This is a genomic window from Micromonospora noduli (assembly GCF_003264475.1).
GTDB lineage: Bacteria > Actinomycetota > Actinomycetes > Mycobacteriales > Micromonosporaceae > Micromonospora > Micromonospora noduli.
In genome coordinates this window covers 232942-258968 of record NZ_PYAC01000041.1, presented here as the reverse complement: position 1 = coordinate 258968, position 26027 = coordinate 232942, and the positions used below count along the sequence as shown (strand labels likewise).

At 71.9% G+C, this 26027-nt stretch carries 32 protein-coding genes and 1 pseudogene; 7 read left to right on the top strand and 26 right to left on the bottom strand.

Features of this window, described 5'->3' with window-relative positions:
- The first annotated feature begins 17 nt into the window (after nucleotides 1–17).
- Both MED15_RS28715 and MED15_RS28710 read left to right on the top strand, forming a co-directional pair.
- Entirely contained in the window at nucleotides 18–674 is a 657-nt protein-coding gene (locus MED15_RS28715; RefSeq protein WP_112699000.1) for an SDR family oxidoreductase, read from the top strand.
- Between the two features lie 28 nt (nucleotides 675–702).
- Nucleotides 703–981 carry a DUF1905 domain-containing protein gene (locus tag MED15_RS28710; RefSeq protein ID WP_112587027.1) on the top strand — a complete coding sequence of 93 codons (279 nt, stop codon included), beginning with the start codon at nucleotides 703–705 and terminating at the stop codon, nucleotides 979–981.
- Between the two features lie 25 nt (nucleotides 982–1006).
- Here the strand turns inward: MED15_RS28710 and MED15_RS28705 are convergent, their stop codons facing one another.
- The 18 genes and pseudogenes from MED15_RS28705 to MED15_RS28620 all read right to left on the bottom strand — a co-directional run bounded on the left by MED15_RS28705 (nucleotide 1007) and on the right by MED15_RS28620 (nucleotide 15721).
- On the bottom strand, nucleotides 1007–1966 hold the full coding sequence (locus tag MED15_RS28705) for a class I SAM-dependent methyltransferase (protein WP_208646741.1): 960 nt from the start codon (nucleotides 1964–1966) through the stop codon (nucleotides 1007–1009).
- A 103-nt stretch (nucleotides 1967–2069) separates the two neighbouring features.
- Nucleotides 2070–3461 carry an IS607 family element RNA-guided endonuclease TnpB gene (tnpB, locus tag MED15_RS28700; RefSeq protein ID WP_112724838.1) on the bottom strand — a complete coding sequence of 464 codons (1392 nt, stop codon included), beginning with the start codon at nucleotides 3459–3461 and terminating at the stop codon, nucleotides 2070–2072.
- Nucleotides 3458–4038, bottom strand: a pseudogene (locus MED15_RS28695) (IS607 family transposase). Before MED15_RS28695 ends, tnpB begins: the two are co-directional and overlap by 4 nt.
- Nucleotides 4039–4114: 76 nt before the next feature.
- A complete protein-coding gene (locus MED15_RS34585) occupies nucleotides 4115–4810 on the bottom strand; it encodes a DivIVA domain-containing protein (RefSeq protein WP_112587029.1) in 696 nt (231 codons plus the stop codon).
- A 52-nt stretch (nucleotides 4811–4862) separates the two neighbouring features.
- Nucleotides 4863–6044, bottom strand: coding sequence for a globin domain-containing protein (locus tag MED15_RS28685; RefSeq protein WP_112587031.1), 1182 nt, complete (start codon nucleotides 6042–6044; stop codon nucleotides 4863–4865).
- Between the two features lie 2 nt (nucleotides 6045–6046).
- The gene (locus MED15_RS28680) at nucleotides 6047–6445 is read right to left on the bottom strand and encodes a group I truncated hemoglobin (protein WP_112587033.1); all 399 of its coding nucleotides are present in this window, start codon (nucleotides 6443–6445) and stop codon (nucleotides 6047–6049) included.
- Nucleotides 6446–6705: 260 nt separating this feature from the next.
- Nucleotides 6706–7302 (bottom strand): MerR family transcriptional regulator, encoded by a 597-nt coding sequence (locus MED15_RS28675; RefSeq protein WP_112587035.1) that lies wholly within the window; start codon nucleotides 7300–7302, stop codon nucleotides 6706–6708.
- 159 nt (nucleotides 7303–7461) lie between these two features.
- Nucleotides 7462–7926, bottom strand: coding sequence for a bifunctional nuclease family protein (locus tag MED15_RS28670; protein WP_030327706.1), 465 nt, complete (start codon nucleotides 7924–7926; stop codon nucleotides 7462–7464).
- 185 nt (nucleotides 7927–8111) lie between these two features.
- Nucleotides 8112–8813: a transcriptional regulator FtsR gene (gene ftsR, locus MED15_RS28665; protein ID WP_181518541.1), complete on the bottom strand. Its 702-nt coding sequence runs from the start codon at nucleotides 8811–8813 to the stop codon at nucleotides 8112–8114.
- A 50-nt stretch (nucleotides 8814–8863) separates the two neighbouring features.
- Nucleotides 8864–9316: an oxoglutarate dehydrogenase inhibitor Odhl gene (odhI, locus tag MED15_RS28660; protein ID WP_007071101.1), complete on the bottom strand. Its 453-nt coding sequence runs from the start codon at nucleotides 9314–9316 to the stop codon at nucleotides 8864–8866.
- Between the two features lie 214 nt (nucleotides 9317–9530).
- On the bottom strand, nucleotides 9531–9911 hold the full coding sequence (gene gcvH, locus MED15_RS28655) for a glycine cleavage system protein GcvH (RefSeq protein ID WP_091397961.1): 381 nt from the start codon (nucleotides 9909–9911) through the stop codon (nucleotides 9531–9533).
- A gap of 60 nt (nucleotides 9912–9971) precedes the next feature.
- Nucleotides 9972–11003: a DUF881 domain-containing protein gene (locus MED15_RS28650; protein ID WP_112602419.1), complete on the bottom strand. Its 1032-nt coding sequence runs from the start codon at nucleotides 11001–11003 to the stop codon at nucleotides 9972–9974.
- An 11-nt stretch (nucleotides 11004–11014) separates the two neighbouring features.
- Nucleotides 11015–11347: a small basic family protein gene (locus MED15_RS28645; RefSeq protein WP_030327710.1), complete on the bottom strand. Its 333-nt coding sequence runs from the start codon at nucleotides 11345–11347 to the stop codon at nucleotides 11015–11017.
- Nucleotides 11344–12288, bottom strand: a complete 945-nt coding sequence (locus tag MED15_RS28640) for a DUF881 domain-containing protein (RefSeq protein ID WP_112602420.1) — start codon at nucleotides 12286–12288, stop codon at nucleotides 11344–11346. Before MED15_RS28640 ends, MED15_RS28645 begins: the two co-directional genes overlap by 4 nt.
- Complete coding sequence (gene clsA, locus MED15_RS28635) at nucleotides 12285–12917, bottom strand: cardiolipin synthase ClsA (RefSeq protein ID WP_112587041.1); 633 nt, start codon at nucleotides 12915–12917, stop codon at nucleotides 12285–12287. Before clsA ends, MED15_RS28640 begins: the two co-directional genes overlap by 4 nt.
- Before the next feature lie 295 nt (nucleotides 12918–13212).
- A complete protein-coding gene (locus MED15_RS28630) occupies nucleotides 13213–13674 on the bottom strand; it encodes a MarR family winged helix-turn-helix transcriptional regulator (protein WP_112587043.1) in 462 nt (153 codons plus the stop codon).
- Between the two features lie 56 nt (nucleotides 13675–13730).
- Nucleotides 13731–14903, bottom strand: a complete 1173-nt coding sequence (locus MED15_RS28625; protein WP_112737416.1) for a PP2C family protein-serine/threonine phosphatase — start codon at nucleotides 14901–14903, stop codon at nucleotides 13731–13733.
- Nucleotides 14904–14974: 71 nt separating this feature from the next.
- Nucleotides 14975–15721, bottom strand: a complete 747-nt coding sequence (locus MED15_RS28620) for an SAM-dependent methyltransferase (RefSeq protein WP_112587047.1) — start codon at nucleotides 15719–15721, stop codon at nucleotides 14975–14977.
- A 112-nt stretch (nucleotides 15722–15833) separates the two neighbouring features.
- Here MED15_RS28620 and MED15_RS28615 point away from each other — a divergent pair, with 112 nt between their 5' ends.
- The 3 genes from MED15_RS28615 (at nucleotide 15834) to MED15_RS28605 (ending at nucleotide 17501) form a co-directional block, all read left to right on the top strand.
- On the top strand, nucleotides 15834–16715 hold the full coding sequence (locus MED15_RS28615) for a universal stress protein (RefSeq protein WP_112587049.1): 882 nt from the start codon (nucleotides 15834–15836) through the stop codon (nucleotides 16713–16715).
- A 100-nt stretch (nucleotides 16716–16815) separates the two neighbouring features.
- Nucleotides 16816–17028, top strand: a complete 213-nt coding sequence (locus tag MED15_RS28610) for a phosphatidylethanolamine-binding protein (protein ID WP_088948250.1) — start codon at nucleotides 16816–16818, stop codon at nucleotides 17026–17028.
- Nucleotides 17025–17501, top strand: a complete 477-nt coding sequence (locus MED15_RS28605) for a hypothetical protein (protein WP_112734117.1) — start codon at nucleotides 17025–17027, stop codon at nucleotides 17499–17501. The genes MED15_RS28610 and MED15_RS28605 overlap by 4 nt, the downstream gene beginning before the upstream one ends.
- Nucleotides 17502–17509: 8 nt before the next feature.
- Here the strand turns inward: MED15_RS28605 and MED15_RS28600 are convergent, their stop codons facing one another.
- Nucleotides 17510–17713, bottom strand: coding sequence for a hypothetical protein (locus MED15_RS28600; RefSeq protein WP_091397934.1), 204 nt, complete (start codon nucleotides 17711–17713; stop codon nucleotides 17510–17512).
- Nucleotides 17714–17847: 134 nt separating this feature from the next.
- On the opposite strand from MED15_RS28600, the gene MED15_RS28595 reads away from it, so the two are divergent.
- Nucleotides 17848–18498 (top strand): hypothetical protein, encoded by a 651-nt coding sequence (locus tag MED15_RS28595; protein WP_112587053.1) that lies wholly within the window; start codon nucleotides 17848–17850, stop codon nucleotides 18496–18498.
- A gap of 5 nt (nucleotides 18499–18503) precedes the next feature.
- On the opposite strand, the gene MED15_RS28590 is transcribed toward MED15_RS28595, so the two are convergent.
- The 5 genes from MED15_RS28590 to MED15_RS28570 all read right to left on the bottom strand — a co-directional run bounded on the left by MED15_RS28590 (nucleotide 18504) and on the right by MED15_RS28570 (nucleotide 21788).
- On the bottom strand, nucleotides 18504–18689 hold the full coding sequence (locus MED15_RS28590) for a hypothetical protein (protein ID WP_036410487.1): 186 nt from the start codon (nucleotides 18687–18689) through the stop codon (nucleotides 18504–18506).
- 73 nt (nucleotides 18690–18762) lie between these two features.
- Complete coding sequence (locus tag MED15_RS28585) at nucleotides 18763–20040, bottom strand: hemolysin family protein (protein ID WP_112737414.1); 1278 nt, start codon at nucleotides 20038–20040, stop codon at nucleotides 18763–18765.
- 75 nt (nucleotides 20041–20115) lie between these two features.
- A complete protein-coding gene (locus tag MED15_RS28580; protein ID WP_112587850.1) occupies nucleotides 20116–20313 on the bottom strand; it encodes a hypothetical protein in 198 nt (65 codons plus the stop codon).
- A gap of 58 nt (nucleotides 20314–20371) precedes the next feature.
- A complete protein-coding gene (locus tag MED15_RS28575) occupies nucleotides 20372–21109 on the bottom strand; it encodes a hypothetical protein (protein WP_112724834.1) in 738 nt (245 codons plus the stop codon).
- 70 nt (nucleotides 21110–21179) lie between these two features.
- Nucleotides 21180–21788, bottom strand: coding sequence for a TetR/AcrR family transcriptional regulator (locus MED15_RS28570; protein WP_112737412.1), 609 nt, complete (start codon nucleotides 21786–21788; stop codon nucleotides 21180–21182).
- Nucleotides 21789–21883: 95 nt separating this feature from the next.
- Between MED15_RS28570 and MED15_RS28565 the strand changes: the two genes are divergently transcribed.
- Nucleotides 21884–22924, top strand: a complete 1041-nt coding sequence (locus MED15_RS28565) for an NAD(P)-dependent alcohol dehydrogenase (RefSeq protein ID WP_112724832.1) — start codon at nucleotides 21884–21886, stop codon at nucleotides 22922–22924.
- A 29-nt stretch (nucleotides 22925–22953) separates the two neighbouring features.
- On the opposite strand, the gene selB is transcribed toward MED15_RS28565, so the two are convergent.
- Nucleotides 22954–24708: a selenocysteine-specific translation elongation factor gene (selB, locus tag MED15_RS28560; RefSeq protein WP_112724831.1), complete on the bottom strand. Its 1755-nt coding sequence runs from the start codon at nucleotides 24706–24708 to the stop codon at nucleotides 22954–22956.
- A 2-nt stretch (nucleotides 24709–24710) separates the two neighbouring features.
- Entirely contained in the window at nucleotides 24711–26015 is a 1305-nt protein-coding gene (selA, locus tag MED15_RS28555; protein WP_112724830.1) for an L-seryl-tRNA(Sec) selenium transferase, read from the bottom strand.
- Between the last annotated feature and the right edge of the window lie 12 nt (nucleotides 26016–26027).

Genomic DNA, 26027 nt, shown 5'->3' with positions numbered 1-26027 from the left:
GCCGGTAGGTTGGGCGCATGCGCGTCGTCATCGCCGGAGGCCACGGCAAGATCGCCCTGCTGTTGCAACGCCACCTCGTCGGGCGCGGCGACACCGCCGTCGGCCTCATCCGCAACCCCGAGCAGACCGCGACGCTGCGCGCCGCCGGCGCCACCCCCGTCGTCTGCGACCTGGAACACACCCCGCTCGAACAGGTGGCCGGGCACCTCGACGGCGCCGACGCGGTGGTCTTCGCCGCGGGCGCCGGCCCCGGCAGCGGCGCCGCCCGCAAGGACACCGTCGACCGGGCCGCCGCCGCGCTGCTCGCCGACGCCGCCACCCGCGCCGGCGTCCACCGCTACCTGCTCGTCTCCTCCATGGGCGTGGACACACCACCCGCCCCCGGCACCGACGACGTGTGGGCGGCGTACCTGCGCGCCAAACGCGCCGCCGAGGACGACCTGCGCGGCCGCGACCTGGCCTGGACGGTGCTGCGACCCGGCCGGCTCACCGACGACCCACCCACCGGGCGGGTCAGCCTCACCCCACACGCCGGCCGTGGCGCGATCAGCCGCACCGACGTCGCCCACGTCCTCGCCGCCCTGCTCGACGAACCGGGCACCACCGGCGCGACACTGGAACTCGTCGACGGACCCACCCCGATCGCCGAGGCCGTCCGCGCCGCCGCCAGCTGACCACCCGCCGCGCCGAGGAGAACCACCCATGGACCCGCAACCACTCGACTACCGCTTCACCGCGCCCATCGAGAAAGACGGCGCGTTCGCCACCTACGTCACAGTGCCCGACTCCGCGGACCTGCTCGGCACCCGACGCGCCGTCAAGGTCACCGGCACCATCGACGGGCACCCGTTCAACGCCACCCTCATGCCCTCCGGCGCCGGCCCCCACTGGCTGCCCATCCGCGCCGCCCTGTGCAAGACCATCGGTAAGAGCGCCGCCGGCACCGAGGTCACCTTCCACCTCGAACAACGGCTCAGCTGACCACCCGCCGCACCAACTGTCGCCCTCAGCCGCCCGCGCGGTGCGCGGCGACCAACACCGGCCCGCCGGGGACGGTCGGAAAACGCCGAACGTCACCCAACCCGGCCCCTGCCAGCACCTGCGCCATCCGGTCGGCGTCGAAGGCGTTGCCGCCGTTGCGTACCGCGTTCCACCGGTCGACGGCCGCCCGCAACGGGTCCCCGGCCGGCGGATTGGTGCCGGCCACCAGCCAACCACCGGGTCGCAGCGCCTGCACCAGCCGGGGCAACGCGAGCGTCAACGTCTGCTGAGGAAGAAACGGCGCCGGCACCCAGACCAGGTCGTACCCGCCCGGCTCGGCCACCTCCGCGACGTCCTGAAGGCGCAGCGTGATCCGATCCGCGACATCGCGGGCCTCGGCCAACTCCCCGACCGCGAGGTCCAACGCCCGTTGCAGCACGTCGATACCCACCACCGACACCCGGGGCAACGCGCGGGCCAGGGCGACAGCCAACGCCGCCACACCCGTGCCCACGTCCAACACCCGGGCGTCCGCCGAGTCCAAACGCTCCGCCAACCCCGGCAACTCGGGCACCACCCGGGTCGCCAACGCCCGGCCGGTCGCCGCCGACGCCCGACCCTGATGCAGCAACACCTCGTCGTCCACCTGCGCCCAGCCGACCCCACCCCCGCCGGAAGGCTCCTGCGCCGCCGCGGCGACCGCCTGCCGCAGCGAACTCAACCGCGCCTGCACCGCGCTGCGCCCGGTCGGCCCGTCGGCGGGCACCAGCGACGGGTGCGCGACCGGCGTCCCACCCTCCCAGGACAGCAGACCGGCGGCCTGCAGCACCGCGCTGCGGTGCGGCGACGCCGCGAGGACCTCGGCGAGCGGAGCCGACAGGGCGTCACTCATGGTGCCGACCGCGGCCGCCAGCGCCCACGCCGACGCCTCCAACGCGGCCAGCGGGTCCGCTGACCCGCCGGGTGGGGACGGTGATACCGACACGATGGCGCCTCTCCCAGGGGCGGGCCACCGGTCAGCCCCGCCTGGCCCCTCCGACTATGCCACCGCCGCCAGCGCGCCGGGTGGGGTCCACGTCAGCGCACCGTTACCGGCGAGTGCTCAGAAGTGAGCGCTGTGCGGTAGTCCCGCCTTGCGGTGGGACGGTCCCGGCCTGACCCGCTCGCGCGGTGCCGGGTAGACGCTTCACAGCCACCTGCCCGCGGCTGCGGGTCTTCTGGTCGGCTCCACGTCCGTTTAGCGACTCCCGGCCACTCCGGTCGTCGGTTACCTCACGCGCGAGGGCGGCGAGGTTGAGTGCGGCGTTGAGGTCCCGGTCGAGACTCAACCCGCAGGCGGTGCAGGTGTAGGTCCGCTCGGCCAGGGTCAGCTTGGTTTTCACCGCGCCGCAGCCGGAGCAGGTCTTGCTCGACGGATACCACCGGCCGGCGGTGACCAGCCGCCCACCGTTCCACTCGCTCTTGTAGGTCAGTTGACGCCGGACCTCCGCGAAGCTTGCGTCCGCGACGTGCCGGGCCAGCCGGCGGTTACGCAACATGCCCGCGACGTTCAGGTCCTCGACCACGACAGTGCCGTGCTCGCGGGTCAGCCGGGTGGTGAACTGGTGTAAACCGTCGCGGCGTAGCCCGACGACGCGCGCGTGCGCCCGCGAAAGCTCTTGCTGCGCCCGGGCCCAGCGGTTCGACCCGACCCGACGCACCCGACGGTCAGGAGTGACGCATCGGCTCACCGCCCGGGCCAGACGGCGCATCCGGCGCGCGGCCACCACGAGGTGCCGCGGGTTGGCCACCCGTTCGCCAGTCGACAGCACCGCGAGGTGCTTCACACCAAGGTCCACCCCCACCATCGAGCCAGGCCGGGCTGGTGCACGCACGGCGCGCTCGACCTCGCAGGTGAACGACACGAACCAGCGGCCGCCCTCGCGCCGCACCGTCGCGGACATGATCCGCGCGGTGCCCGCCTCCAACCGCCGAGCCAGCTTGCGCGCCGACTCATGCAGCCGCAGCGCGCCCAGCCGGGGTAGCACCACATGCCGGCGGTCGGCCTCGATCCGCATCACGCCGGTGGTGAACCGCACCGTCGGGGTGCTGCGCCGCCGGGACTTGAAGCGGGGAAACCCAACCGCGCGACCCTTACGAGCACCTTTGCGCGAGTCAGACCAGTTCTTCAGCGCCCTCGCGAGGGCGTCGAGACCGGTGTTGAACGCCTCCTTCGAGCACTCCGCCCACCACGGTGCGACCTCATCCTTGGCGGCGTTCCACGCCTTACGCAGTGACGGCAGCGACCACGAAATCGGCGGGCTCAGCAGCTCGTCTGGCACGCCGTAAGTGCGTTCGGCAGCGCGCTGGCTCATGACTGCCTTCACGCGAGCCAGGGCCCAGTTGTGCGCGACCCGAGCCGCTCCAGCGTGGGCGAGGACCGCCCGCTCCTGGCGCGGTGACAGGTCCAACGCGAACCGGTACGCCTGCAACGTCTTCACGACGGTCCCTCTGTAGCCGCTTCGACCGCGCGCTGAGCTCGGTTCGCCGCGGCACGGCGACCGTGTAGGCGTGCGCACACAGCGAGGTGAGGATCTCGGTCATGTCCCGGACGAGGTCGTCATCCACCTCAGCGGGGTCCACCACCAGTAGGCGGCGGCGCTGTGCGCTCAGCGCGGCCTCGACGTATTCGCCGCCGAAGCGAGCGAACCGGTAGCGGTGCTCGACGACAATGGTTGTCACGGCAGGATCACGCAGTAGGGCGAGGAACTTCTCGCGATGCCCGTTGAGGGCGGAGCCAACCTCGGTGACGACACTATCGACAGCCAACCTCTGCCCAGTGGCCCACACGGTCACCCGGGCGACCTGCCGGTCGAGGTCCGTCTTCTGGTCTGCTGACGACACCCGCGCGTACACCACGACCCGACCAACCTCAGCCAGCGTGCCCGTCACCGGCTCGCCGACCATGATGAGCCGGCCGAGCCGATACGTCGGAACGGGCAGCGCCCCGGCCTCGTAACGCCGCCGAGCGGTCGCGTACGAGACGCCGGTGGCCGCCGCCCACTCCTTCAAGTTCACGCCCGCACCAAGCACTCTAATGAGCACTCCCGCCCATCACAACGAGACCTGCTAGCAGCCCCACCCCGGCGACCACTCAGCGCTGCTGGTGCCGCGGCAACGCCGACTGGCCCACCACGCCACCCACGAACGGCGCCCCCGGCGTCTCCGCCGCGATCCGATCCATCGTGCGCGCCAACTGCTCACTGCCGTCGTCGAGATGCCGCGCCGCCGCCTGCATGTGCGACACCATCATCTCGCCGAAGATCCGCAACGCTTCCCGGGTCGCCACCGTGTCGTCGAAGCTCGACCCCGCCGCGCTGCGGTACTCCGCCACCGCCCGCTCCGCCTCCTGCTTCGCCTCCGCCTCCGCCGCGTGCAGGTAACTCTCGTACTGCACCCGGGCGTACTCGGCGACCCGACGCGCGTAGTCATGGGCCTGCGCGATGATCTGCTCGGCCTCCCGCTGCGCCGCCGACAGCAGATTCACCTCCCGCGCCGCCGGGACCTTCGCCGCCGCGCCCGTACTCGGAATCACCCCGTGCCGGTGCAACTCCACCCGGTCGGTCAGTCGCTCGTTCTCCGCCCGCAACGTCGCGATCTGCGTCGCCAACAGGTCCAACTCGTCAGCGACCTGCACCCGGAACCGGTCCACGTCGGCGTTGTCGTAACCGCGCCGAGCGAACGACGCCGCACCGAACTCCCACCGCCGAACCCGGTCGGCGGTCATCCGCACCTGCACACCGCCGGAAACCTGCACCCCGTCATACCGACTGATCGGCGTCGCACTCACCTGTGCAGACCTCCGTTCGCGACCGCCGGGCTCGCAAGCTCACTGCTCGCGCTCACCTGTGCCCACCTCCCGAAGTGTCACCCGCAGCCGGTTGCTGCACCGCCGTCCGCCACGCCGGGCCGTACCACTGCGCGCCCAGGCCCTCGTGGTGCACCTGACCCGCGTGGTAACCCGCCTGCACCAACGTCCGCACCGCGTGCGACACCATCTCGTCCGACCCACACACGAACACGTGCCGGGACCGCCAGTCACCGTCGGCCAACGCCCGGTCCACCGCTTGGACGAACTCCCCCGGCCGGTGCACGTCGGCACCGACCACGTACGTCACCGTCAACCACGGATACGACGACGCCAACTTGTCCATCGCGTCACTGTCGTAGAACTCGCTACGGGAGCGGGCCCCCACGTACAGGTCCACTCGCCGACGGGAACCCTCCGCGGCCACCTGCTCCACCAACGCCTTCACCGGCGCCCAGCCAGTACCCGAAACCAACAGCAACAGGTCACTGGAGCCCGCCGACCGCAACCCCAGCCGGTCCCCCACCGGCGCCGCCAGGTGGATCCGATCGCCCACCGCCGACCCGTACACCAGCCGCGACGACACCGCGCCACCCGGCGCGGCCCGCACATGCAACTCCAACGTGCCGTCCGCCCGCGGCGCGTTCGCCGGCGAGTAGTACCGCCACGACCGCACCGACGGGTGCGACACCCCGATCGACTGACCCGGCGTGAACGGCAACAGATACTGCGGACGCACCGTCAACACCGCCACGTCGAACGCCCGCCGCTCATGCGCCACGATCTCCGCCACCCACCACGGCGGATTGACCGCCTCAGCGGCCTGCGCGGCCTCCATCATCACCTGGGCGACCAACCCGTACGCGGCAGTCCAGTCCGCAGCCAACTCGTCGGTCCACTGCTCGGCGAGGAAATGCTGCAACGTCGCCACCAGCGCCTCACCGACCGCCGGATAGTGCTCCGCGCGGACCGCGAACTTGCGGTGATCCGCGCCGAGATCCTGCAGGAAACCCACCAGCCGATCCACCTGGTCCACGTTGGACACGATGTGACCCAACGCGGTCACGAGGCGGTCCCGCTGACCGGCCATGTTCGTGGGGAACATCTGCCGCGTCTCAGGATGAGCGAGGAACAACGTCGAGTAGAAGTAGAGCGGCACCTGGTCGCCGTGACCGGCGACCACCGACCAGCTCTGCTTGAGGCGAGCCGCGTCCACGCTCAGGCGCCCGACCTGTTCCCGGCAGCCACCACCTGGCCCTGCACCTGCCCCAGCACTGTCTGCACGTCGGCGAGGATGTCCGCCGGCACCCCCAACTCGGTCAACGTCACCGTCAGGTGCTCGCCCACCTTCGCGTAGTGCTCCACCGTGATGTTCAACGGCTGGTGCGCCTCGGCCAACCCGCGACCCGTGTACTCGTTCGGGCCACCCAGCACCACAGTCAACATCAACGCCAGGTGCCGCCGCTGACCGGCCATGTCCACGTCAGCGAAGTAGCCCGCCAACTCCGGGTCCGCGAGCACCTTGTCGTAGAACAGCTCAACCGCCGCCTTGACCGAACTGGCACCGCCAATGCGGTCGTAGTGCGAGGCGGGAGCAGTCTCTTCCGTAACCGTCACGGTCGTTCCTTCCGGGGATGAAGGGTCCAGAACCGTGAGGGACCATAGCGTGTCGACCGCCTCCGGTCAGCGCCCCCCTATCGGATTCCCGACAAAACGACACCACGCTACGTAACCGCTACCAATGGGTATCTCCACAATCGGCCACCGAAACGACACCCACAGTATCCACAGTGGACCGCATCAGCCGAACAAACCCTGGAACGGTCACCGACGGTCGCGAGAAAACCAACCGGAAAAAAACCCGGAAGCTGGAACGCTCAGCCGGCCCGCCGCCGCGCCCGCCGCGCCGCCAACTCGTCGCCCACCGGATCCGGGCCAGACACCACCGCCGGCTCCACCGGGCCACTCGTCGCAGGCTCCGCCGGCAGATGCGACAACGACCCCTGGATCTCCTTGAAAGCCCCACCGATCGCGATGCCGAAGACCCCCTGGCCACCCTGCAACAGGTCGACCACCTCCTCCGGAGACCGGCACTCGTACACCGTCGTCCCATCAGAGATCAGCGTGATCCCCGCCAGATCCTCCACACCACGCGACCGCAACGCCTCGATCGCCTTACGGATGTTCTGCAGGGACACCCCCGCATCCAACAACCGCTTCACGACCTTCAACACCACCAGGTCCCGGAACGAATACAACCGCTGCGTCCCCGAACCCGAAGCATCACGAACGCTCGGCACCACCAGCGTCGTCCGCGCCCAGTAATCCAACTGCCGGTAACTGATGCCCACCGCGTGGCAGGCCGTCACACCCCGGTAGCCAACCGAACCGTCACCCTCAGCCGCCACACCTGGCGACGAGGCACCCGACTCGTCGAACTCTGCACCCGGATCGGAATCCCGCGGCTCGTGCATCCGGACAACCTCCCCGTCAGTGTGGCGACGCATCGTTTCCGGGACGCGCACCCCTCGACATGGAAACCCTATCGCCACCGTCAGGGGTTACCACGGAGGAACCGACGCGACACGCCGCGCAGCCACCGAGAAAGATCACCAACCGAGCACGGGCACACCTCAGCCCGCGAAATCCTCCGGACGCACCTGCTCCAGGAACTCGCGGAACTTCTCCACCTCATCCTCCTGCTCATCAGGGATAACGATCCCCGCCTCGCTGAGGACCTGCTCCGCACAACGAATCGGCGCACCAACCCGCAACGCCAACGCGATCGAATCGCTCGGCCGCGCCGACACCCGCACCCCATCGCCGATCAACAGATCCGCGTAGAAGACGTTCTCCTTCAGCTCGGTGATCTCCACCGCCTGCAAGGGCGCCTTCAACGCCGCCAACACATCCCGCAGAAGATCATGCGTCAACGGCCGGGCCGGCTTGACCCCCTGCTGCTCATAAGCGATAGCCGTGGCCTCGACCGCGCCGATCCAGATCGGCAGATAGCGGTCCCCCTCGACCTCCCTGAGCAGGACGATCGGCTGGTTGCTGGGCAGCTCCACCCGAACTCCGACCACGCTCAGCTCGCGCACCGCCGCCTCCGTGTCGTTGTCACCTACGCCGCACCGCGCCCTTCCCTGCACGGTACACGGACCGCAACACGGCCGTCCCATGCGCTACAGCACCACGCCCGCGCCGAAAAGGGGTTACCCCGGCAAGCCTACGGCACGCTTCCCGGAAGAGATCTTTCCGCTCAACCGCCACCCACCGGGCACCCTCACCGACCCAACGTCGACCGCAGCCCCACCCGCACCAACGCCGCGTGCAACTGCTCCGACAACGCCACCAACTCCCGCGCCGTCTCCGCCGCCCGCGCCCGCGCCGCCGGATCACTCTGCCGCGCCAACGGGGCCACCAACTGCGCGAACAAACCGACCTCCCGGTCCGCCGCCGTCCGATAACCCCGCAGGTGCCGCGGCTCCAACCCGTACGCCGCCAACCCCGCCACCGCCGACGCGATGATCAGAGCATCCGCGTCGTACCACCCCGGCGGATCCGAGACCAGCACACCGAGCCGCTCCAACTCCACCAACGTCGACTCGTCGATCCCACTGCGCGCCACGAGATCCGCCCGGCCGAGCCGCACCTGCGACGACTCGGCCGGCTCCGCCAACTCACGACCCGGCACCGCACCATCGGGACCAACCGCCACCAACGCCGGCCGCGACCGCCCCGGCTGCTCACCGGACGAATCCCACTGGGCCAACTGCTCCCGGATCACCCGCAACGGCAGGTACTTGTCCCGCTGCGCGGTCAACACGAACCGCAACCGCGCCACATCGTCCCAGCTGTACTTCCGGTAACCCGCCGCCGTCCGCTGCGGCTCGACCAAACCCTCGGCCTCAAGAAACCGCAGCTTCGAAATCGTGGTATCCGGAAAATCCACCCGCAACTGCCCAAGCACCTCACCGATGCTCATCAGCGGCTCAGACCGAGCCGCCCCGGGTGACATGGAGGCCGCAGGCTCGTTCACCCCCGGCCGGCCTCCTCCTCCGGGCGCGGACCGGCGATGAACACCACCCGGAACTTACCGATCTGGACCTCGTCACCATTGCTCAACGTGGCCGCCTCAACCCGCTCACGATTGACGTACGTGCCATTCAGGCTGCCCACGTCCCGCACCGTGAACGTCCCACCATCGCGGTGGAACTCCGCATGCCGACGCGACACCGTCACGTCGTCCAGGAAGATGTCACTGTCCGGGTGCCGGCCACTGGTCGTCACATCGTGGTCCAACAGGAACCGGGCACCCGCATTCGGGCCTCGACGAACCACCAGCAGCGCCATACCCGGCGGCAACGAACCGGACATCCGGCTCGGCACCACATCGGTATCCGGCCCCTCCAGCACTTCGTCGAGCGAACCGAGATTGAGCGTCGAAGTGACGTCGAGTGGGGGGAACTCGTCGTCTGGCCGCGTCATGGGACCACCTCACGGATCTGTTCGGTCGGCGTCGGGTAATGGCGGGTCTGGCCGCCGGGCACTTGAACACCCGGCGGCTGGCTCCCCGTGCCCGGGAAGGCAATTCCGCAACGCTCAACTATTGGGTTCTCGGTCGACTGGGCGAGCCTAGCCAGCGCCGAAATGCAGGGCAACCGGACGCGCGCAGACATCCCACGCACCGGATCAAGCACACTCAGCCTTCGGTGATCTTCTGATACGCGGCCGCCGTCAGCAACCCATCCGTCGCAGTCGGATCATTCGGCGTGATCTCCACCAACCAACCCTCACCGTACGGATCAGTGTTGATCAGCTCAGGCGTGTCAGCCAACGCGTCGTTGCGCGCCGCCACCGTACCGGCAACCGGCGCGTAGATCTCCGACACACTCTTGGTCGACTCGATCTCACCCAACGAGTCACCGGCCGCGACCACCGCACCCGCCTCGGGCAACTGCACGTACACGATGTCGCCGAGCGCGTCCTGCGCGAAGTGGGTGATGCCGACCCGGACCGAAGCCGTGCCGTCACCCGCCACCCACTCATGCTCGGCGGTGTATCGCAGATCCTCGGGAATCACCAGACGCGTCCTTCATCCATCGGTGCCCCGGACCACCCGGGTCCGGCGCGGCCGCGCCGGTCAGGAGACCGGACGGGCGTGTTCCAACTTGATCGGCACGTGCAGCGCCGAAACCTCGGCAACCTCACGCTCCCCAAACGTCACGTTACCGCCGTCACCCCGGACCGACGCCACCACCCCACCAGGAATGTTCAACGCCGTACGCATCGTCGCCGGATCACCGATCACCGTGATCGTGTACGGCCCCGACAACCGGCGCCCCTCGACCATCAACGACCCGTTGTCCCCATCGAGGAAGTACGTCGACGCGATGATCCGCACCGTCGCCCGATCCCCACCGGAAATCTGCATCGCCTCGGCGCCCGCACCACGCAGCTCCTGCACCGCGTCCAACACCCGGTTCGCCGAGATCGGCTTCACCCCGGCGTCGAACTGCACCGTCAACCCCGGACCCACCGCCGGCAACGTCCCCGCCAGGATGCCCAACTCGTCCGCCCGCCGCGTCGCCTCATCCAACGCCGCCTGACGACCCTGCTCACCCGACTGCAACTGCCGCTGACTGTCCTCCAGAGCCCGGATGTCCTGCTGCAGGCGGTTCTCCCGCGCATCCAGATCCGACAGGATCCGGACCAGGTCCTCCTGCCGGGTGGCCCCCAGGGTCGGGTCCGTCGACGTCGTCTTCAACTGCACGACCAACGTGAACCCCAGCAACGCCAACAACGCGGCGATCATCACCCCGGCCGCACTCCACCGGGACCGACCAGCCGCCACCGGCGCCGCCGACTCCGCCGAACCGTCGGAACCGGCAACCACCGGCTCCGCCAACCCGTCGGAACCCGCGACCGCCGGCTCCCCCGACCGCGACACCGCGTTCAGGTCCACCGTCGCACCATCGTCGACCGGCTCCACACCCGGCTCCGCCGCAGGCTCGTCATCCGACGGCTGCGCCGGCTCCTGCGGCGCCAACGGGCTCAACTCATCCGGATCCGGCGCATCCGGCCGCGGATCCGGCTCACCCGCCGGCCCACCCGGCCGCACCGGACCGGCCGGCTGCGGCCACCCGGTCCCCGTGTCGGTCTGCTCGTCACTCATCCCAACCCAACCTACGCCCGGAACAGGTGCCGACGGATCGCCGCCACGTTGCCGAAGATACGCACACCCAACACGACGACCACACCGGTGGACAACTGCCCACCCACCCCCAACTGGTCACCCAGATACACGATCAGACCAGCCACCAGCACGTTCGAAATGAACGACACCACGAACTGCTTGTCGTCGAAGATGCGGTCCAACCGGGCCCGCACCCCACCGAACACCGCGTCCAACGCGGCCACCACCGCGATCGGCAGGTACGGCTGCAACGCCGCCGGCACCGTGGGATCAAGCCACACGCCCAGCACCACACCGGCGAGCAACGCCAGCACCGCGATCATCGGCCACCTCCGGAGGGGCTAACAGTCGTCGCCGGACCGGACGACCCGGGACTGCCGGAACGGACACCCGACGCGGAAGGGCTCGGACTGACCGACGGCTTGGCGTAGCGTAGCTGCGGCTCCGGCGCCGCCGGCAGGGTGAGGTCATCCGCCTCCCGCACACCGAACGACAACCCCGTCCCCTGCGCGACCTTCCGCATCAGCGCCGCGTTGCGGCTGTCCTCGAAGTCGCGCCGCATCGAACCCGGCCCGATCGCCGACACCTCGTACGGCCCGGTCACCGGCCGGAAATCCACGAGCATCGCCTCACCCGCCGACCGGATCGTCGACGTCGACGTCAACCGCTGCCCGTTGATGGCGATCGCCTCCGCGCCAGCACTCCACAACGCGTTCGCCACACCCTGCAGGTCGCTGTAGAGCACCCGCGGCGGCCCAGCGCCGGCACCGGTGACCGCGTCCGCCTTGTCCGGCGCGTCCGCCAACCGCACCACCACACCATCACCGCGCACCCGACCCAGCCCGGTGCTCGCCTCCAGGTTGCGCAACCGGGCGGCGGCCGACCCGCTCAACGCCGCGTCCCGCTGCCGACTGACCTCCTCGCGCAGCTGGTCCGCCCGCGTGGACAACCGGTCGGTCTGGCTCTCCCGTTCCTTGATCTGCGTCACCAGACCCGAACGGGCCTGGCTCCGCCCCGGCTCGTCCGCCATCGTCTGCCGGTACGCGACCGCGAACAGGAAACCGAGCATCACCACCACGACCAGGCTCACCGACCGTGCCGGCAACGCCCGCCACCCGCGCGCCGGCGCCGACTGCGCCGAGCGCCGACGCGCGGCAGCCGCGTCCGCGTACCCCGGATCCAGCGGGTTGCGGAACAGTTCGGTGAGGAAGTCCGGCGCGTACACCCGGTCCTGGCCGGGTTTTCCCAGCCGCGGCGCGCTCACGCCGCCGCTCCCGGACTGCGCGCCGCGCGCACCAGCCGGGCCGCCTGCACGACGTACATCCCGCCGGCCACCCAGTACAGCACCAGCCCCCACCAGGCCAACGCCCAACCGATCGCGCTCGCCGCCGTCGCCACGTCGGTCGCCGCGCTGGCCAGCAGCAGCACCGGGAACGCCGCGAGCAGCAGGAACGTGGCGGTCTTGCCCACGTAGTGCACCGGCGGCGGCCCGTACCCGTAGCGACGCAGCACCGCCAGCGAGGCCAGCAGGAGCACCTCACGGGCCAGCAGCGCCGCGGTGAACTGCCACGGCACCACCTCCCGCGCGGTGAAGGCGACCAGGGTGGCGAGGATGTAGAGCCGGTCGGCGAGCGGGTCGAGCAGCTCGCCCAGGCGGCTGACCTGGTGCAGGCGACGGGCGATCCAACCGTCGACCCAGTCGGTGGTGCCGCCGATGGCCAGCACCACGACCGCCGCCACGTCGGCCCGCGCCACCAGGAACAGGTAGAGGAAGAGCGGCACGCCCAGCAGCCGCCCGAAGCTGATCAGGTTGGGCAGGGTGAGCACCTGGTTGCCGGGAGTCTCGTCACCGGTGTCCCGCGGTTGCTCTGCCCGAGCCGGCCGACGCGACACCGATCCTCCTCCACGGCACGCGGGCCCCCGGCCGGCGCGGGGCGCGGCTGAGGGTCGTACGCGCTGTCGGGCCGACCAGCGCCGGCTCTCCCCTGCGGCCCCGGGCGGGGCCCCTTCCCCTGATGCGGCCCGCGATCTCGATGATCGCGGGCCGGGTAGGTGCGCTGCCACTATATCGGGCTTCCCCTCGCTGGCCGGGCGCCGCCGTGGCCTGTCGGTGCGGCTCTGCCGCACTGTGGCGTGGATCACCACGCCTAAAGCGTCCTAGGATACTAGTGGAAGGGGGGAACGGCGCTCAGGCCGTCTGGACGGCAGGATCGGTCTGCTGCTCGGGCACCGATGTCGCCGCCCGAGCGAACCCGGCCAGCGCCAGCAACAGCTCGTGCTGCATCCGCACCGGCATCCGGTCCAACACCGCCTGCACCGCGCGCTGCCGCCGCTCGGCCAACTCCCCCAGCAGGGTCAGCGCCGCAGCTGTCGGCACCAACCGCACCTCACGCCGGTCACGCGGATCGGCCACCCGACGCAACAGCCCGGTCGCCTCCAACCGGTCGCACAGGCGGCTCGCCGACGAGGGCACCACGTCCAGCAACTCCGCCAGCCCGTTGACGTTGGTCTCCGGACGACCGCTGATCAGCGTGAGCACTCTCAGCTGGGTGGGCGGCACCTGATGCCGCGACGCGGCCGACTCCAGAACGGCGATCAGCGTCCCGGCGGCCGCGTCGATCGCCGCGGCGAGATCCGCAGGTCGCTCCACCTGATGTCCCCTGCCGTCGTCGCGCTGGTGCCCGCCCGGCAACGCGGCGGCGAATCTCACCCCGTGCCCCGTTCGCGCGGACCGTGCCAGTCCAGACAGACCACGACGGCGTCGTCGCGCAGATCGGAATCCGCGTGATAGGCGTGCAGTTCGCGCATCACCGTACCAACCGCCTCGGCCGGCGGCTGCAACCGCGTGGCGCGCAGGGAACGAGCCATCACCCGCTGCCCGTACGGCTCCTGACCCGGCGGCTCGGCGGCCCACACCCCGTCACTGACCACGAAGAGCCGGTCACCCGGGGCGAGTTGCACCTCCTGAAGCTCGTAACGGGTCTCCGCGAACATGCCCAGCGGCAGCTGCTGATCCAGCTTCAGAGGCTCGACCGTGGACCCCCGCATCCGCAACAAATGGGGGGAGCCCGCGTCGACCGCCCGCACCCGGCCGAGGCGAGTGTCCACCTCGAGCAGAAGGGTGGCCACGTGCCGGGCGCCGCGGTGTTGGTAGAAGACCGTGTCCGAGGCCAGCTCGGCCTGTTCCACCAGACCGCCACCGGAGCGCCGCGCGTTGCGCATCGCGTTGACCGTGACGGCGGTCAACAGGGACGCCGCCAGCCCACTGCCCTCACCGTTGAGGACCGTCACGGTGAGACGGTCGCCGTCCAACGACCAGTCAAAGTGGTCACCGCCGACCGTGTACGCCGGTTCGAGCTGGCCGGCCAGCTCGAACGCGTGGTGGGACACACCACGACCGGGCAGCAGGTCCCACTGCATCTCGGCGGCCATCGTCAGTCGCTCCCGACGGCGGGCCCGCCGGTAACGGTCGGTCTCCCGGTCCGCCGCGCGCATCGCCACGGCCAGGGTGCCGGCGATGTCGGTCGCCCGACCGGTGACCGTCGCGTTCGGTACGGTCGGAAGCTCGATCAGCAGCACGCCCAGCCGCTCCCCCCACACCGTCAAGGGCAGGTAGAGCCGGCATGGGCCTTCACCGTCGCGTACCGGCTGCTGACTGCTGAAGCATCGCTGCGCCATGGTGTGGCAGGCCAGGAAGCCGCCCGCAGGCAGGTCCGGGTCCAGCACCGGCCAGAGGCCGCTGATCCGGTAGTCGGCGACGAAGACGTCGGTGCGCAGCGCGCCCATCGCGGACCGGATCGCCCGGTCCGCCGCCTCCGCCAACTGGTCGGGCGGAGCCTCGCGCAACGCGCGCGACACCACGTCCGGCGCGTCTACCATCGTCGTCCTCCCCAGAAGCTTGCTATAGGGCAAGCATCATACGGACGCCACCGGACGGATGATCGGCGCGGTCAGTCACCCGCGCGGGTCGCGAGCACACCGTGGAACGCGTCGGGCACCCGCGCAGGCGGGCCGTCCGGCCGCCACTCGGCGACCGGGACGATCCCGTCCGCCGTCGGCGCCCATTGACCCAGCAGGGGCGCGAACGCCGCCGGTGGACGCATCCGGAACTGCGGTCCCATCATGGCCAGCGCCTGCGGGTGGCCGGCCAGTTCCTCGGTGTCGAAGTCCACAGCGAGCAGGCTGCCCGGCGCCGCGGCAGCGTACAGCTCGTCGAGGGTGTGGGTCAGTGTGGCGTCGTCGAGGAACGCGGCCAGGCCGAGGAAGACCACCCCGACCGGCCGTCGACCCCAGCCCGGCACGAAACGGTGCAGCTGCGCCGGGTCGACAGTGCCGATGTCGGTCGCGTCGCCGAAGCCGTAGCCGGCCCGGTCGCTGCCGGCGAGGATGCTCTGTCCCAGTCGGATGGTGACCGGGTCGACGTCGGTGTAGAGCACCGTCGCGTCGGTGGCGACCTCGTGCACGTTGCCCATCGTCGGCACCCCGGCGCCGAACACCAGGAACCCGTCCACGCCGTGGGCGGCCATCGCCCGCACCGCCCGGCCCAGGAACGCCCGCAGCTCGCGGAACACCGGCGCGCACGGCCCGTACGCCTGCTCGAACGCGTTCGCGGCGGCCACGTCCACGGGGAAGTGATGCTGCCCGCCGAGCCAAAAGTCGATCATGCGAGCGGTGCTCGGCTGGTCTGGTTCACCCATCGGCGGCGCTCCCTCCCCGGTCGTCGCCAGCGTACCGACCGGGACGCGCTCAGCGGTATCGCGGCGCGAGGGCGTCCGGGCCCGCGATACTGGCCGCGAGCGGAGGTGGGCGGTGAACTCGGCGAACAACGCGGCGGTGGTGGTCGGCGTCGACGGCTCGGAGTCGGCGCTGCGCGCCGTACGCCTCGCCGCCACCGAGGCGGCACGCCGGCACCGACCCCTGCGGGTCGTGCACGGCTTCATCTGGCCGCTGCTGCACGTACCGGTCTCCCCCGCCCCGGACGCGCCGCCCGGCGGTGGGCTGCGCCACCGGGCCGAGGAGCTGGTCGAGGCCGCGGTGCGCGAGGCCGAGGCGACAGTGCCCGGGTTGTCGATCTCCGGCGAGATCATCGACGGTGAGGCCGCCGCGGTGCTGGTGGGCGAGTCCCCCACCGCCGCGCTCATCGTGCTCGGCGACCGCGGGCTGGGTGGATTCTCCGCGCTGCTGGTCGGCTCGGTCGCGGTGCAGGTCGCCGCGTACGCCGACTGCCCGGTGCTGGTCGCGCGCGGCACGCAACGACCCGACGAGCCGGTCCTGGTCGCGGTGGACGGCTCGGACGCCTCCCGGCGGGCGGCGGACTTCGCCGCCGAGACCGCCGTGTCGCTCGGCGTGCCGCTGGTGGCGGTGCACGCCTACCGACACCCCGGCAGCAGCGGTCCGGGCGACATGCAACCCCTGGTGTACGACGAGGCGAAGCTGCACGGCGAGCAGGAGCGGATGCTCGCCGGGTGGCTGACCGGGCTCACCGAGGACCATCGGGGCCTGCGGTTGACGTGCCAGGTGGTGCATGGCCGACCCGGCACCGTGCTCGCCGAGGCGTCCCGCTCCGCCCAACTGGCGGTCGTCGGTGGGCGTGGGCGCGGCGAGGTGACCGGGTTGCTGCTGGGGTCGGTGAGCCAGTCGATGCTGCACCACGCGCAGTGCCCGGTGGTCGTGGTCCGCGCGCCCCGGTAGCGCGCCGGGGGTTGGTCCGCCACCAGACGGGTAGACGGCCGCGGTACGCCCAGCGGACGGTGGGCAGCACCAGGTGCCCAGACCGACGAAGGAGGCACAGATGCCAGGACCACGGCCGGGCAGTAACGCGTACGACAAGCAGCGCGCGCGGTTGCGCAACGCGATCGACGACTCCGGGCGCCGGGTACCCGACGGCAAGGCCAACCAGGTCGCGAACCGGATCCTGCAGGAGGATCGCGGCCAACGGGGCGTGGTGCGCGGTGAGCGGACCTACGGCCCGAAGAGCGAGCGCGAACCGGGCGACCCGAAGTGAGGACTGTCGACGTGGCCGACGGCGCGATCGCGGGCGCCGTCGGCAGCACCGCGCTGAACGTGGTCAGCTACCTCGACATGGCGCTACGGGGACGTCCGGAGAGCGACGTCCCCCAGGAGACCGTCGACCGGCTGGCCGGGATCGCGCACGTGGACCTGGGGAACGGGGCCCGGGCGGCCAACCGCCGCTCGGGCCTCGGCCCGCTGATCGGTTACGGGCTGGGCGTCGTCGCGGGCGTCGGGTTCGCGCTCTACGCCGGTGGTCGACGTCAGCCGTTGCCGGTGGCCACCGGTCTGCTCGGCGCGGGCGTGATGACCATGACCGACGGGTCGATCACCGTGCTCGGGATCAGCGACCCGCGTACGTGGCGGCGCTCCGACTGGATCTCCGACATCATCCCGCACCTCGCGTACGGGCTGGCGGCCGCCGCCACCTGGAACAGGTTGCGGCGGCCGCCAGCCCGCGGTCGCTAGCTCATCGGTCAGCGGGTGTCGCTGTCGTCCTCGGCCACCGGCTCGCCGGCCGGGCCGTACGGCGACACCTGCCCCTTGGGCACCGGTCGACCCTCGTCGCCCCGCGACGAGCCACGGTTGAGCGGGTGCCCGGTCGGCTTGGGCCCCTTGCTGTCCTGGCTGGTGGCGCCCTTGGCGTTGCGCCGGAACTCTTCCTGCTGCGGATTGACCACCGGTGTCTCCCTTCCGGGTACGGGGGCGGCATCGACCGCCTCCACACCTCGGCATACCCGCCCGCCCCGGTGGCATTCCGGCCGTGGTCAGCGGTGCGACGGCTAGCGGGTCCTCAAGTGGGTAACCCGACGGGATGGGCAATGACCGAAGTGTGGTGCGGGTGCTGCTCGACCGGCGTGGCCGCACGTACGCGGAGGAGGCCGGCATCCGGCTCTCCGACCGGCCCGGTCCGCTGTATCAGCTGCTGGTGCTGACCACGCTGCTGAGCACCCGGATCCGCGCGTGCGTGGCGGTGGACGCCGCGCGGGAGTTGTTCGCCGCCGGCTACCGCACCCCACAGGCCATGGAGGCGGCCAGTTGGCAGGAGCGTGTCGACGCGCTGGGCCGGGGCCACTACCGCCGCTACGACGAGCGGACCGCCACCATGCTCGGCACCGGCGCCCGGCTGTGCCTGGACCGTTGGCACGGCGACCTGCGACGCCTGCACCGGGAGGCCCAGGGCGACCCGGCCGGGCTGCGGCGGCGGCTCACCGAGTTCCCCGGCATCGGCCCCACCGGCGCGGACATCTACCTGCGCGAGGCGCAGACGGTCTGGTCGGACGTGCGCCCGTACGCCGACCGTCGGGCGCTGGCCGGGGCGAAGCGGCTGGGCCTGCCGGGATCACCGGACCGGCTCGCCGGTCTCGTCGACGAACCGGACTTCGGCCGGCTCGCGTCAGCGCTGGTACGGGTGGCGCTGGGTGAGGAGTCCGCCGGTGAGGTCACCCGAGTCGCCTCCCGCTGAGGCGCTCACTTGACCGTCTTGTCCCCCGGGCGGGTCAGGTGCCACACCAGCAGCGCGGCGAGCAACGCCAGCACCACCACCCCGCCGGAGATGCCACGGCCCTCCTCGGGGCTGCGGCCGGCGCTGCCGAAGTAGATCACCGCGAGGCCGGCCAGCACCGTGACGAACGTACGCAAACCTCGGTCCTTCACGTCTGGCACGGTAGGCGGACCACGTTCCCGGCTTTGTCGATTTGGACCTTTTGTCAGCCTTCCGGGTGAACCCTCAGCGCTCGGTGACAAACCCGCAGAGGCGCACCCGGCGCACCGCCCGATCGGCGACCTCCACCACCTGCAGGGTCAGCCCGGGCAGCCGCACCGTCTCACCCGGGGCGTCCGGCAGGTGCCGCAGTCGGGCCAGCACCAGACCAGCCACCGTCGTGTAGTCCCGGGACAACGGAAAGCTCAGCCGCACCCCCAGGTCGGGCAGGTCATGCAGTGGGAAGTCGCCGGGTACCAGCAGCGACCCGTCCGGTTCCCGGACGACCCCGCGCACGTCCCGGTCGGTCTCGTCGTACAACTCGCCGACCACCTCGGCCAGCAGGTCCTCCATCGTGACCATGCCGTCGATGCCGCCGTGCTCGTCGACCACCAGGGCCAGCTGCTGATGCTCCTGCCGCAGCTGACGCATCGCGTCGGCGACCGGCAGGGTCACCGGCAGCAGCAGCGGATCCCGGACCTGCTCACCCACCGGGGCGGTGCCGGCCCGCACCAGGTCGCGGATGTGCACCACCCCGAGCACCTCGTCCAGGCCGCCGGGACCGGTGACGGGAGCGCGGGACCGCCCGGCGGCGGCGAGCCGCCGGACCCCCTCGTCGGCGGCCAGACCGGCCGGCAGCGTCGTCACCTCCCGCCGGGCCACCAGGATCTCGCGCAGCGTCCGGCCGGCGATGTCGAACGCGCCGGTCAGGATCTCCCGCTGCTGGGCCGACAGGCCGCGCTGGCTGGCCAGCATCTCCCGCAGCTCCTCCTCGGTCATCTCCTCCCGGTTGGCCCGCGGGTCACCACCGGCGAGCCGCACGACCGCGTCGGTGGCCCGGCTGAGCAGCCACACCGCCGGCCGGGACACCCGGGCCAGCAGATCCAGCGGGCCGGCGCTCAGCAGCGCCCAACGCTCGGCCCGCTGCATGGCCAGCCGCTTCGGGGCCAACTCGCCGAGCACCAGCGTGACGAACGTCAGCAGCACGGTCACCAGCAGCACCGCGGCGGGACGTGCCGCCCCACCGAGGAAGCCCAACGGCCCGACCAGCGGAGAGGCCAACGACACCGCGGCCGCCGCCGAGGCCAGGAACCCCGCCAGGGTGATGCCGAGCTGGATCGTGGCCAGGTAGCGGTTCGGGTCGCGCGACAGGTGCACCAACCGGTCGCCGGCGCGGCTGCGCCGGCCCAGCCGCCGCAACTGCCCCTCCCGCAGGGTCACCAGCGCCATCTCGCTGCCGGAGAGCGCGGCGTTGACCAGCACCAGCACGGCCACCAACGCCAACTGCCCGAGCTGACCGCCCATCGCGTACCCCCGTCCGCCGCCTGAGGTCACTCAACCGCAGCGGGGCGCGGCGCGGGCCCGGTTTGCCGCCCCCGCTCAGTCGACCTCCAGGTCGTCCAGCGAGATGGCGTGGGTCATCAGCCACCGGGCCAGCGCCGACATCCCGAACAGCCACAGCGGCACCGACTCGGTGGGGCCGTTGGTGGCGTAGACGGCGAAGCGCAGGTCCGGCGCGCGGTACGCCTCGATCCGCCACCGGTGCTGCCGGTCCCGCCAGACCGCCGAAGGGTCCATGGCGTCACCGTAGGTGACTGTCGTCGACCTGGGGGCCGGTTGGCCCGGCATCGCCGGGTCAGCCCGGCACCACAGTCGTCCCGAACACGATGCGGGCAACGGACACCAGGAGGCTGATGCCGACTGCGGCGAGGATCAGCCAGCCGAACCCACGCCACCCCGAGCCCCGGCCGGGCACCGGCACCGGCGGTGGTCTCCACAGCTCCCGGTAGGTCCAGGCCAGCACACCCACCCCGAACGGCAGCAGCCCGACCCAGAACCAGAACCACCGGGTGCCGGCCAGCGGCGGCGCGCCAGCGATCAAGCGGCCCAGCCAGAGCACGGTCAGCACACCAGCGAGCAGACCGGCGGTGCCCGCGATCCGGTGCGCGAGGTCGCCGCCGACACGCCAGGGACCGGCCACGGCAGCGAGCCGGTCCAGCCCGGCGTTCGCCGACAGGTCCGGCTCGCCCGGGTACGAAGCCGAGGCGGGCGGGTCGACGAAGGCGTACCGGATCTGGCCGTTCGGCACGGTCCAGGCGAGCATCCCGCCGTTCGTCGCATGCTGCGGCCGAGGCCGGCTCCCCCAGTACGCGCCGTCGTCGGCCCAGCCGGACGACCGCTGGAAGGCCACCACCTGGCCAGCCGCGAGATCCCGGTCGAGCTGCGCCTCGGTGGACTCGCGCGGCTCGACCCACCACGCGAGGGACGCCCACAGCACCCACAGCACCGGCAGCGCCCAGCGCAGCACCACCGGGACGACAGCACGCCACCGGCGGCGGGAGGCCCGTGACCGAGTGGGGATCGCCTCGACCATCAGCTCACCGTCGCACCTCGGCGCACTGTTGTCAGCCCCGGATCGGACGCGACTGACGGCCGTGCGGTGGTCAACGGTCCGGTTGATCCTGGTCCCTCGGCACAGTGGCTCGCCGGACGCAGTCGCGCAGCAGGACGCGGCGTTGATCATGAACGTCGTCGGGTTCCTGGTTGCTGGCCGCGTAGACGTTGCTGACCGGCGACCAGGCCATGGACATGGCGATGACCAGAGCCATGAGGTCGAAGGGGTCGCCTTCGCGTACCCGCCCGGCGGCCTGCGCCTCGGCGATGGCCGTGAGCTTGCGATCGTCGTAGTGCTGGTGGGTCTCGACGAGGTGCCCGGTGGGCCGGCGCTCCAGTCGTGTCCAGGTCGCGAGGCGGATGAGGTCGGGGCGGCGCAGGTATTCGTCGTAGAGGCGAACGGCCCAGTCGGCAAGATCATCAGCGTCGATCGGCACCACGTTCGTGATGCGCTCCAGTGAGCTGAGGAAGATCGCGTCGAAGAGCCGTTCCTTGTCGCCGAAGTAGCCGTAGAGCTGCGCCTTGTTGGTGCGCGCCGCCGCCACGATGCGTTCGATGCGCGCTCCGGCGATGCCGTGCTGGGCGAACTCCTCGGTGGCGGCGTCCAGGATGCGCTGGTAGGTCGCGGCGCCTCGCGAGGTCGGTGGCTGCTCCGGCATGCCCGCACTCTAGCAAACAGAACGGTTGGTTTGCGGCGCGCCGCGACGGGGTCTACGGTGAAACAGACCGAACAGTTTGTTTAAGGAGTTCACCGATGCGGACGACCACCGGATGGCAGGCGACCGGCCCCACGACGCTGCGCCGTACGTTGCTGGAGCGGCGCGACCTGCGCCCCGATGACCTCGCGGTGCGGATCGAGCACTGCGGCGTGTGCCACAGCGACCTGCACGCCCTCAACGACCACGATCAGCGCGTGGACGCGCCCCTGGTGCCCGGCCACGAATTCACCGGCGTGGTGACCGAGACGGGCCCCGAGGTGACCGCCTTCACCGTCGGCGATCGCGTCGCGGTGGGCAATATCGTCGACTCCTGCGGCGTGTGCGCGATGTGCGCGGCCGGACAGGAGAACTTCTGCCATTCCTTCCCGACGCTCACCTACGGCGGCACCGACCGGCGGGACGGGTCGACCACACTTGGCGGCTTCTCCCGCGAGTACGTCGTGCGGGACCGCTTCGCCTACCCGCTGCCCGCCGGCCTCGACCCGGCCGCGGCCGCCCCGCTGCTGTGCGCCGGCGTCACCGTCTGGGAACCGCTGCGCGCCCTCGGTGTGGGCCCCGGCAGTCGTGTCGCCGTGGCCGGGCTCGGCGGCCTGGGCCACCTCGCGGTCAAGATGGCGGTCGCACTCGGTGCCACCACGACCGTCATCAGCCGCACCCAGGAGAAGCGCGACGATGCCCTCCGGCTCGGCGCACACGATCTCCTGGACTCCACCGACACCCGCCAGATGGCAGCGACACGCGACACCTTCGACGTCGTCATCGACACCATCTCCGCTTCGCACGACCTCGCCCCGTACCTGAAGGTGGTGGCGATGGACGGCACCCTCAGCCTGCTCGGATACCTGGGCCCGGTCACCGTCGAGGCGATGGACCTGCTTGTCGGCCGCAAGAAGCTCAGCTCCGCCGGCAGCGGAGGCCGCCGCTCGACAGCCGAGATGCTCCAGTTCTGCGCCGACAACGGCATCGCCGCCGACGTCGAGGTGCTCCCGTCGGCGCAGGTGGAGACGGCACTCGACCGCCTCCGGCGAAACGACGTCCGCTACCGCTTCGTGCTCGACATGTCCGACCTGGACTGACAGCGGTTGACCCGGCGCGCGCCACGCCCTCAGGTGACGACGATGCGAGCGTCGTCGGGCAGCCGGCGGGTCGCGCCCCGCCGGTCCAGCAACTCCAGCAGGGGCACCGCCACCCGGCGGGTGGTGTCCAACGCCTGCCGGGCCGCCGACAGGGTGAACGGCTGCGGCAACCCGGCCAACACCCGAACCGCGTCGTCGAGCGCGTCGGGCAGCAGCACCACGTTGTCGGCCAACCGCAGCAGGGCGCCAGCCCGCACCGCGGCGCCGATCTCCCGGGGGCCCAGGCCGAGGTCGACGAGGCGGTCCGCCTCGGGGGCGCGGAACGGCCGGTCGCCGTACTCGGCGCGGACCCGTTGCACGGCCAGGGCCACCGGTTCGGGCAGCGCGTTGGCGCTCGCCGCCCCGACCCGACCGGCGTGGATCCGCAGCGGCGGCCGGACCAGCGCCTCGACCAGCACCCGGTCGGGCAGGGCGAGGCGCTGACGTAGCGCGTCCACCGGCATCCCAGGCTCCAACGGGTGTTCCCGCGCGTGCCGGGCGACCTCCTCGGTCAGCCGCTCGCCGAGCCGCCGCCAGTGGTCGGGGTCGGACAGCCAGTCACCGGCCACCGGTTCGGCGTGCACCGGCACGCCCATCCGGATCAACGCGCCGGCCCGGATCAGCCGACGACGGCGCAGCTCCCCCGCCAGGTCGGGTCGACCGTCCAACTCGGCGAGGACCTGGGCGCGGGCGGCGGCCGCACCCCGTCGGGCCAGCGGTGGGGGTGCCACGTCCAGCACCCGCACCCCGCCGCTGACGTGGTGGCGGCCCGGGTCCCGCAGCAGCGCCCGGTCACCCACCAGTAACGGCAGTGGGCGGGCCAGCCGCAGCCGGACGGTGTCCGGGCCGAGCGGGCGCACCCGTACCGGCACCGCCGCCGACCCGACGTGCAGTGTGAGGGTGGCCGGTAGGTCGGCGGCCGGGTCGCCGGCGAGCCGGACGTCGACGAGGTCGGTGTGGTGAAACCGGCCCGGGGTGAGCAACGCGTCGCCCCGGCCGAGCCGGTCGCGGGGCGTACCGCGCAGGTTGACCGCCACCCGGGCGACCGCCGCCGCCTCCGGGCGGGCCTCGCCCAGGGAGTGCAGGCCACGGACCCGGACCGGTTCGTCGGCGCCGGCCAGCTCCAGTTCGTCGCCCACCCGTAACCGCCCGGCGCCGAGGGTGCCGGTGACGACGGTGCCGCTGCCCCGCACGGTGAAGCTGCGGTCCACCCACAGCCGGACCGGGTCGTCCACCACCGGCGCGGGCAGTTGGGCGGCGAGCCGGTCCAGGGCCGCCCGCAGCTCCGGCAGGCCGGCACCGGTCAGGCCACTGACAGCCACCGCCGGCACCGCGCCGAGGCTGGTCTCGGCGATCTCGGCGCGGGCACGGGCCGTCGCCGGCCCCGGATCGGCCAGGTCCGCGCGGGTCACCGCCAGCAGGCCGTACGCGACGCCGAGCGCGTCGAGCGCGGCCAGGTGCTCGGCGGACTGCGGCATCCAGCCCTCGTCGGCGGCCACCACGATCAGCGCCGCCGGGACCGGGCCGACCCCGGCGAGCATGTTCGGCACGAACCGCTCGTGCCCGGGTACGTCGACGAACGCGACGGTGCCGCCGGACGGCAGCGTCGTCCAGGCGAAACCCAGGTCGATGGTCATCCCCCGGCGGCGTTCCTCGGCCCACCGGTCGGGTTCCATCCCGGTCAACGCCCGGACCAGTGTCGACTTGCCGTGGTCGACGTGCCCGGCGGTCGCGACGACGAACACGCTCAGTCCTCCCCGGGTACGCGCAGCACCGCCTCGCGGACGGCCTCGTCCGCGTCGGCGGGCACACAGCGCAGGTCGAGCAGGAGGCGGCCGCGCACCACCCGACCCAGGACCGGCGGGTCTCCGGTGCGCAGCGGCACCGCGTACCGCTCGGGCAGGCTCAACGCCCACGAGTCCAGCTCCACCCCGGGGGCGCCGCCCCCGCCGACCACCGCGACGGCCGGCACCACCTCCGCCTTGCGGCCGTCCGCGCCGAGCCGGTCCCGCAGCCGCTCCACCCGTTCACGCAGGGCACCCGGGTCGGTGTGCAGCGCCGCCCGGGTCGGAGTGTCCGGTTGGTGCACTGTGGCGGCCAGCGCGGCCAGGGTGAGCTTGTCCACCCGAAGCGCCCGCGCCAGTGGGTGGCGACGCAACCGCTCGATCACCTCGACGTCACCCAGCAGCAGCCCCGCCTGCGGCCCACCGAGCAGCTTGTCGCCGCTGGCGGTGACCAGCGCGGCGCCCGCGCGCAGGGTGCTGGCCGCGTCCGGTTCGTCGGGCAGCAGCGGGTCCGCGCCGAGCAGCCCGGAGCCGATGTCCGCGACCACCGGCACCCCGAGCGTGGCCAGTTGCCGTACCCCGACGGCGGAGGTGAATCCGGTGACCCGGAAGTTCGACGGGTGCACCTTGAGCACGAAGCCGGTCTGCGGACCGAGCGCGGCGGCGTAGTCCGCGAGTGTGGTGCGGTTGGTGGTGCCCACCTCGCGCAGCCGCGCACCGGTGCTCTCCAGCAGGTCGGGCAGGCGGAAACCGTCGCCGATCTCGACCAGCTCGCCCCGGCTGACCACGATCTCCCGGCCGGCGGCCAACGCGGTGGCGGCCAGCACCAGCGCGGCGGCGCCGTTGTTGACCACGTGCACGGCGCCCGCGTCGGGCACCGCGGCGGCCAGCGCGTCGAGCGCGCCCCGGCCGCGACGGGCCCGCCGGCCGGTGGCCAGATCCAACTCGACGTCGGTGTGCCCGGCGGCGGCCACCACCGCGGCGACCGCGGCGGACGACAACGGCGCCCGACCCAGGTTGGTGTGCAGCACGACACCGGTGGCGTTGAGCACCACCCGGGGGCCGGGCGCGGGCAGCGCGGCGACCGCCGCGTCGCGTACCTCGTCGGGGTTGAGCTCACCGCGGCGGGCGCGGCCCTGCGCGTGGGAGACGATCGCCTTGACCTGCTCCCTACCGAGGGTCACGGCGGCGGCGGCCAGCACCGGGTCGGCGAGCAGCGTGTCCGTACGGGGCACCCGACGTCGCGGATCCACCGGGCCGTCGCCCATCACGTCATCTCC

Coding starts and splice junctions, on each gene's coding strand:
- MED15_RS28715 (WP_112699000.1), top strand. CDS start 18: ATGCGCGTCGTCATCGCCGGAGGCCACGGCAAGATCGCCCTGCTGTTG.
- MED15_RS28710 (WP_112587027.1), top strand. CDS start 703: ATGGACCCGCAACCACTCGACTACCGCTTCACCGCGCCCATCGAGAAA.
- MED15_RS28675 (WP_112587035.1), bottom strand. CDS start 7,302: ATGCACGAGCCGCGGGATTCCGATCCGGGTGCAGAGTTCGACGAGTCG.
- ftsR (WP_181518541.1), bottom strand. CDS start 8,813: ATGAGCATCGGTGAGGTGCTTGGGCAGTTGCGGGTGGATTTTCCGGAT.
- odhI (WP_007071101.1), bottom strand. CDS start 9,316: ATGACGCGGCCAGACGACGAGTTCCCCCCACTCGACGTCACTTCGACG.
- MED15_RS28650 (WP_112602419.1), bottom strand. CDS start 11,003: ATGAGTGACGAGCAGACCGACACGGGGACCGGGTGGCCGCAGCCGGCC.
- MED15_RS28645 (WP_030327710.1), bottom strand. CDS start 11,347: ATGATCGCGGTGCTGGCGTTGCTCGCCGGTGTGGTGCTGGGCGTGTGG.
- MED15_RS28625 (WP_112737416.1), bottom strand. CDS start 14,903: ATGGTAGACGCGCCGGACGTGGTGTCGCGCGCGTTGCGCGAGGCTCCG.
- MED15_RS28620 (WP_112587047.1), bottom strand. CDS start 15,721: ATGGGTGAACCAGACCAGCCGAGCACCGCTCGCATGATCGACTTTTGG.
- MED15_RS28610 (WP_088948250.1), top strand. CDS start 16,816: ATGCCAGGACCACGGCCGGGCAGTAACGCGTACGACAAGCAGCGCGCG.
- MED15_RS28595 (WP_112587053.1), top strand. CDS start 17,848: ATGGGCAATGACCGAAGTGTGGTGCGGGTGCTGCTCGACCGGCGTGGC.
- MED15_RS28585 (WP_112737414.1), bottom strand. CDS start 20,040: ATGGGCGGTCAGCTCGGGCAGTTGGCGTTGGTGGCCGTGCTGGTGCTG.
- MED15_RS28580 (WP_112587850.1), bottom strand. CDS start 20,313: ATGGACCCTTCGGCGGTCTGGCGGGACCGGCAGCACCGGTGGCGGATC.
- MED15_RS28575 (WP_112724834.1), bottom strand. CDS start 21,109: ATGGTCGAGGCGATCCCCACTCGGTCACGGGCCTCCCGCCGCCGGTGG.
- MED15_RS28570 (WP_112737412.1), bottom strand. CDS start 21,788: ATGCCGGAGCAGCCACCGACCTCGCGAGGCGCCGCGACCTACCAGCGC.
- MED15_RS28565 (WP_112724832.1), top strand. CDS start 21,884: ATGCGGACGACCACCGGATGGCAGGCGACCGGCCCCACGACGCTGCGC.
- selA (WP_112724830.1), bottom strand. CDS start 26,015: ATGGGCGACGGCCCGGTGGATCCGCGACGTCGGGTGCCCCGTACGGAC.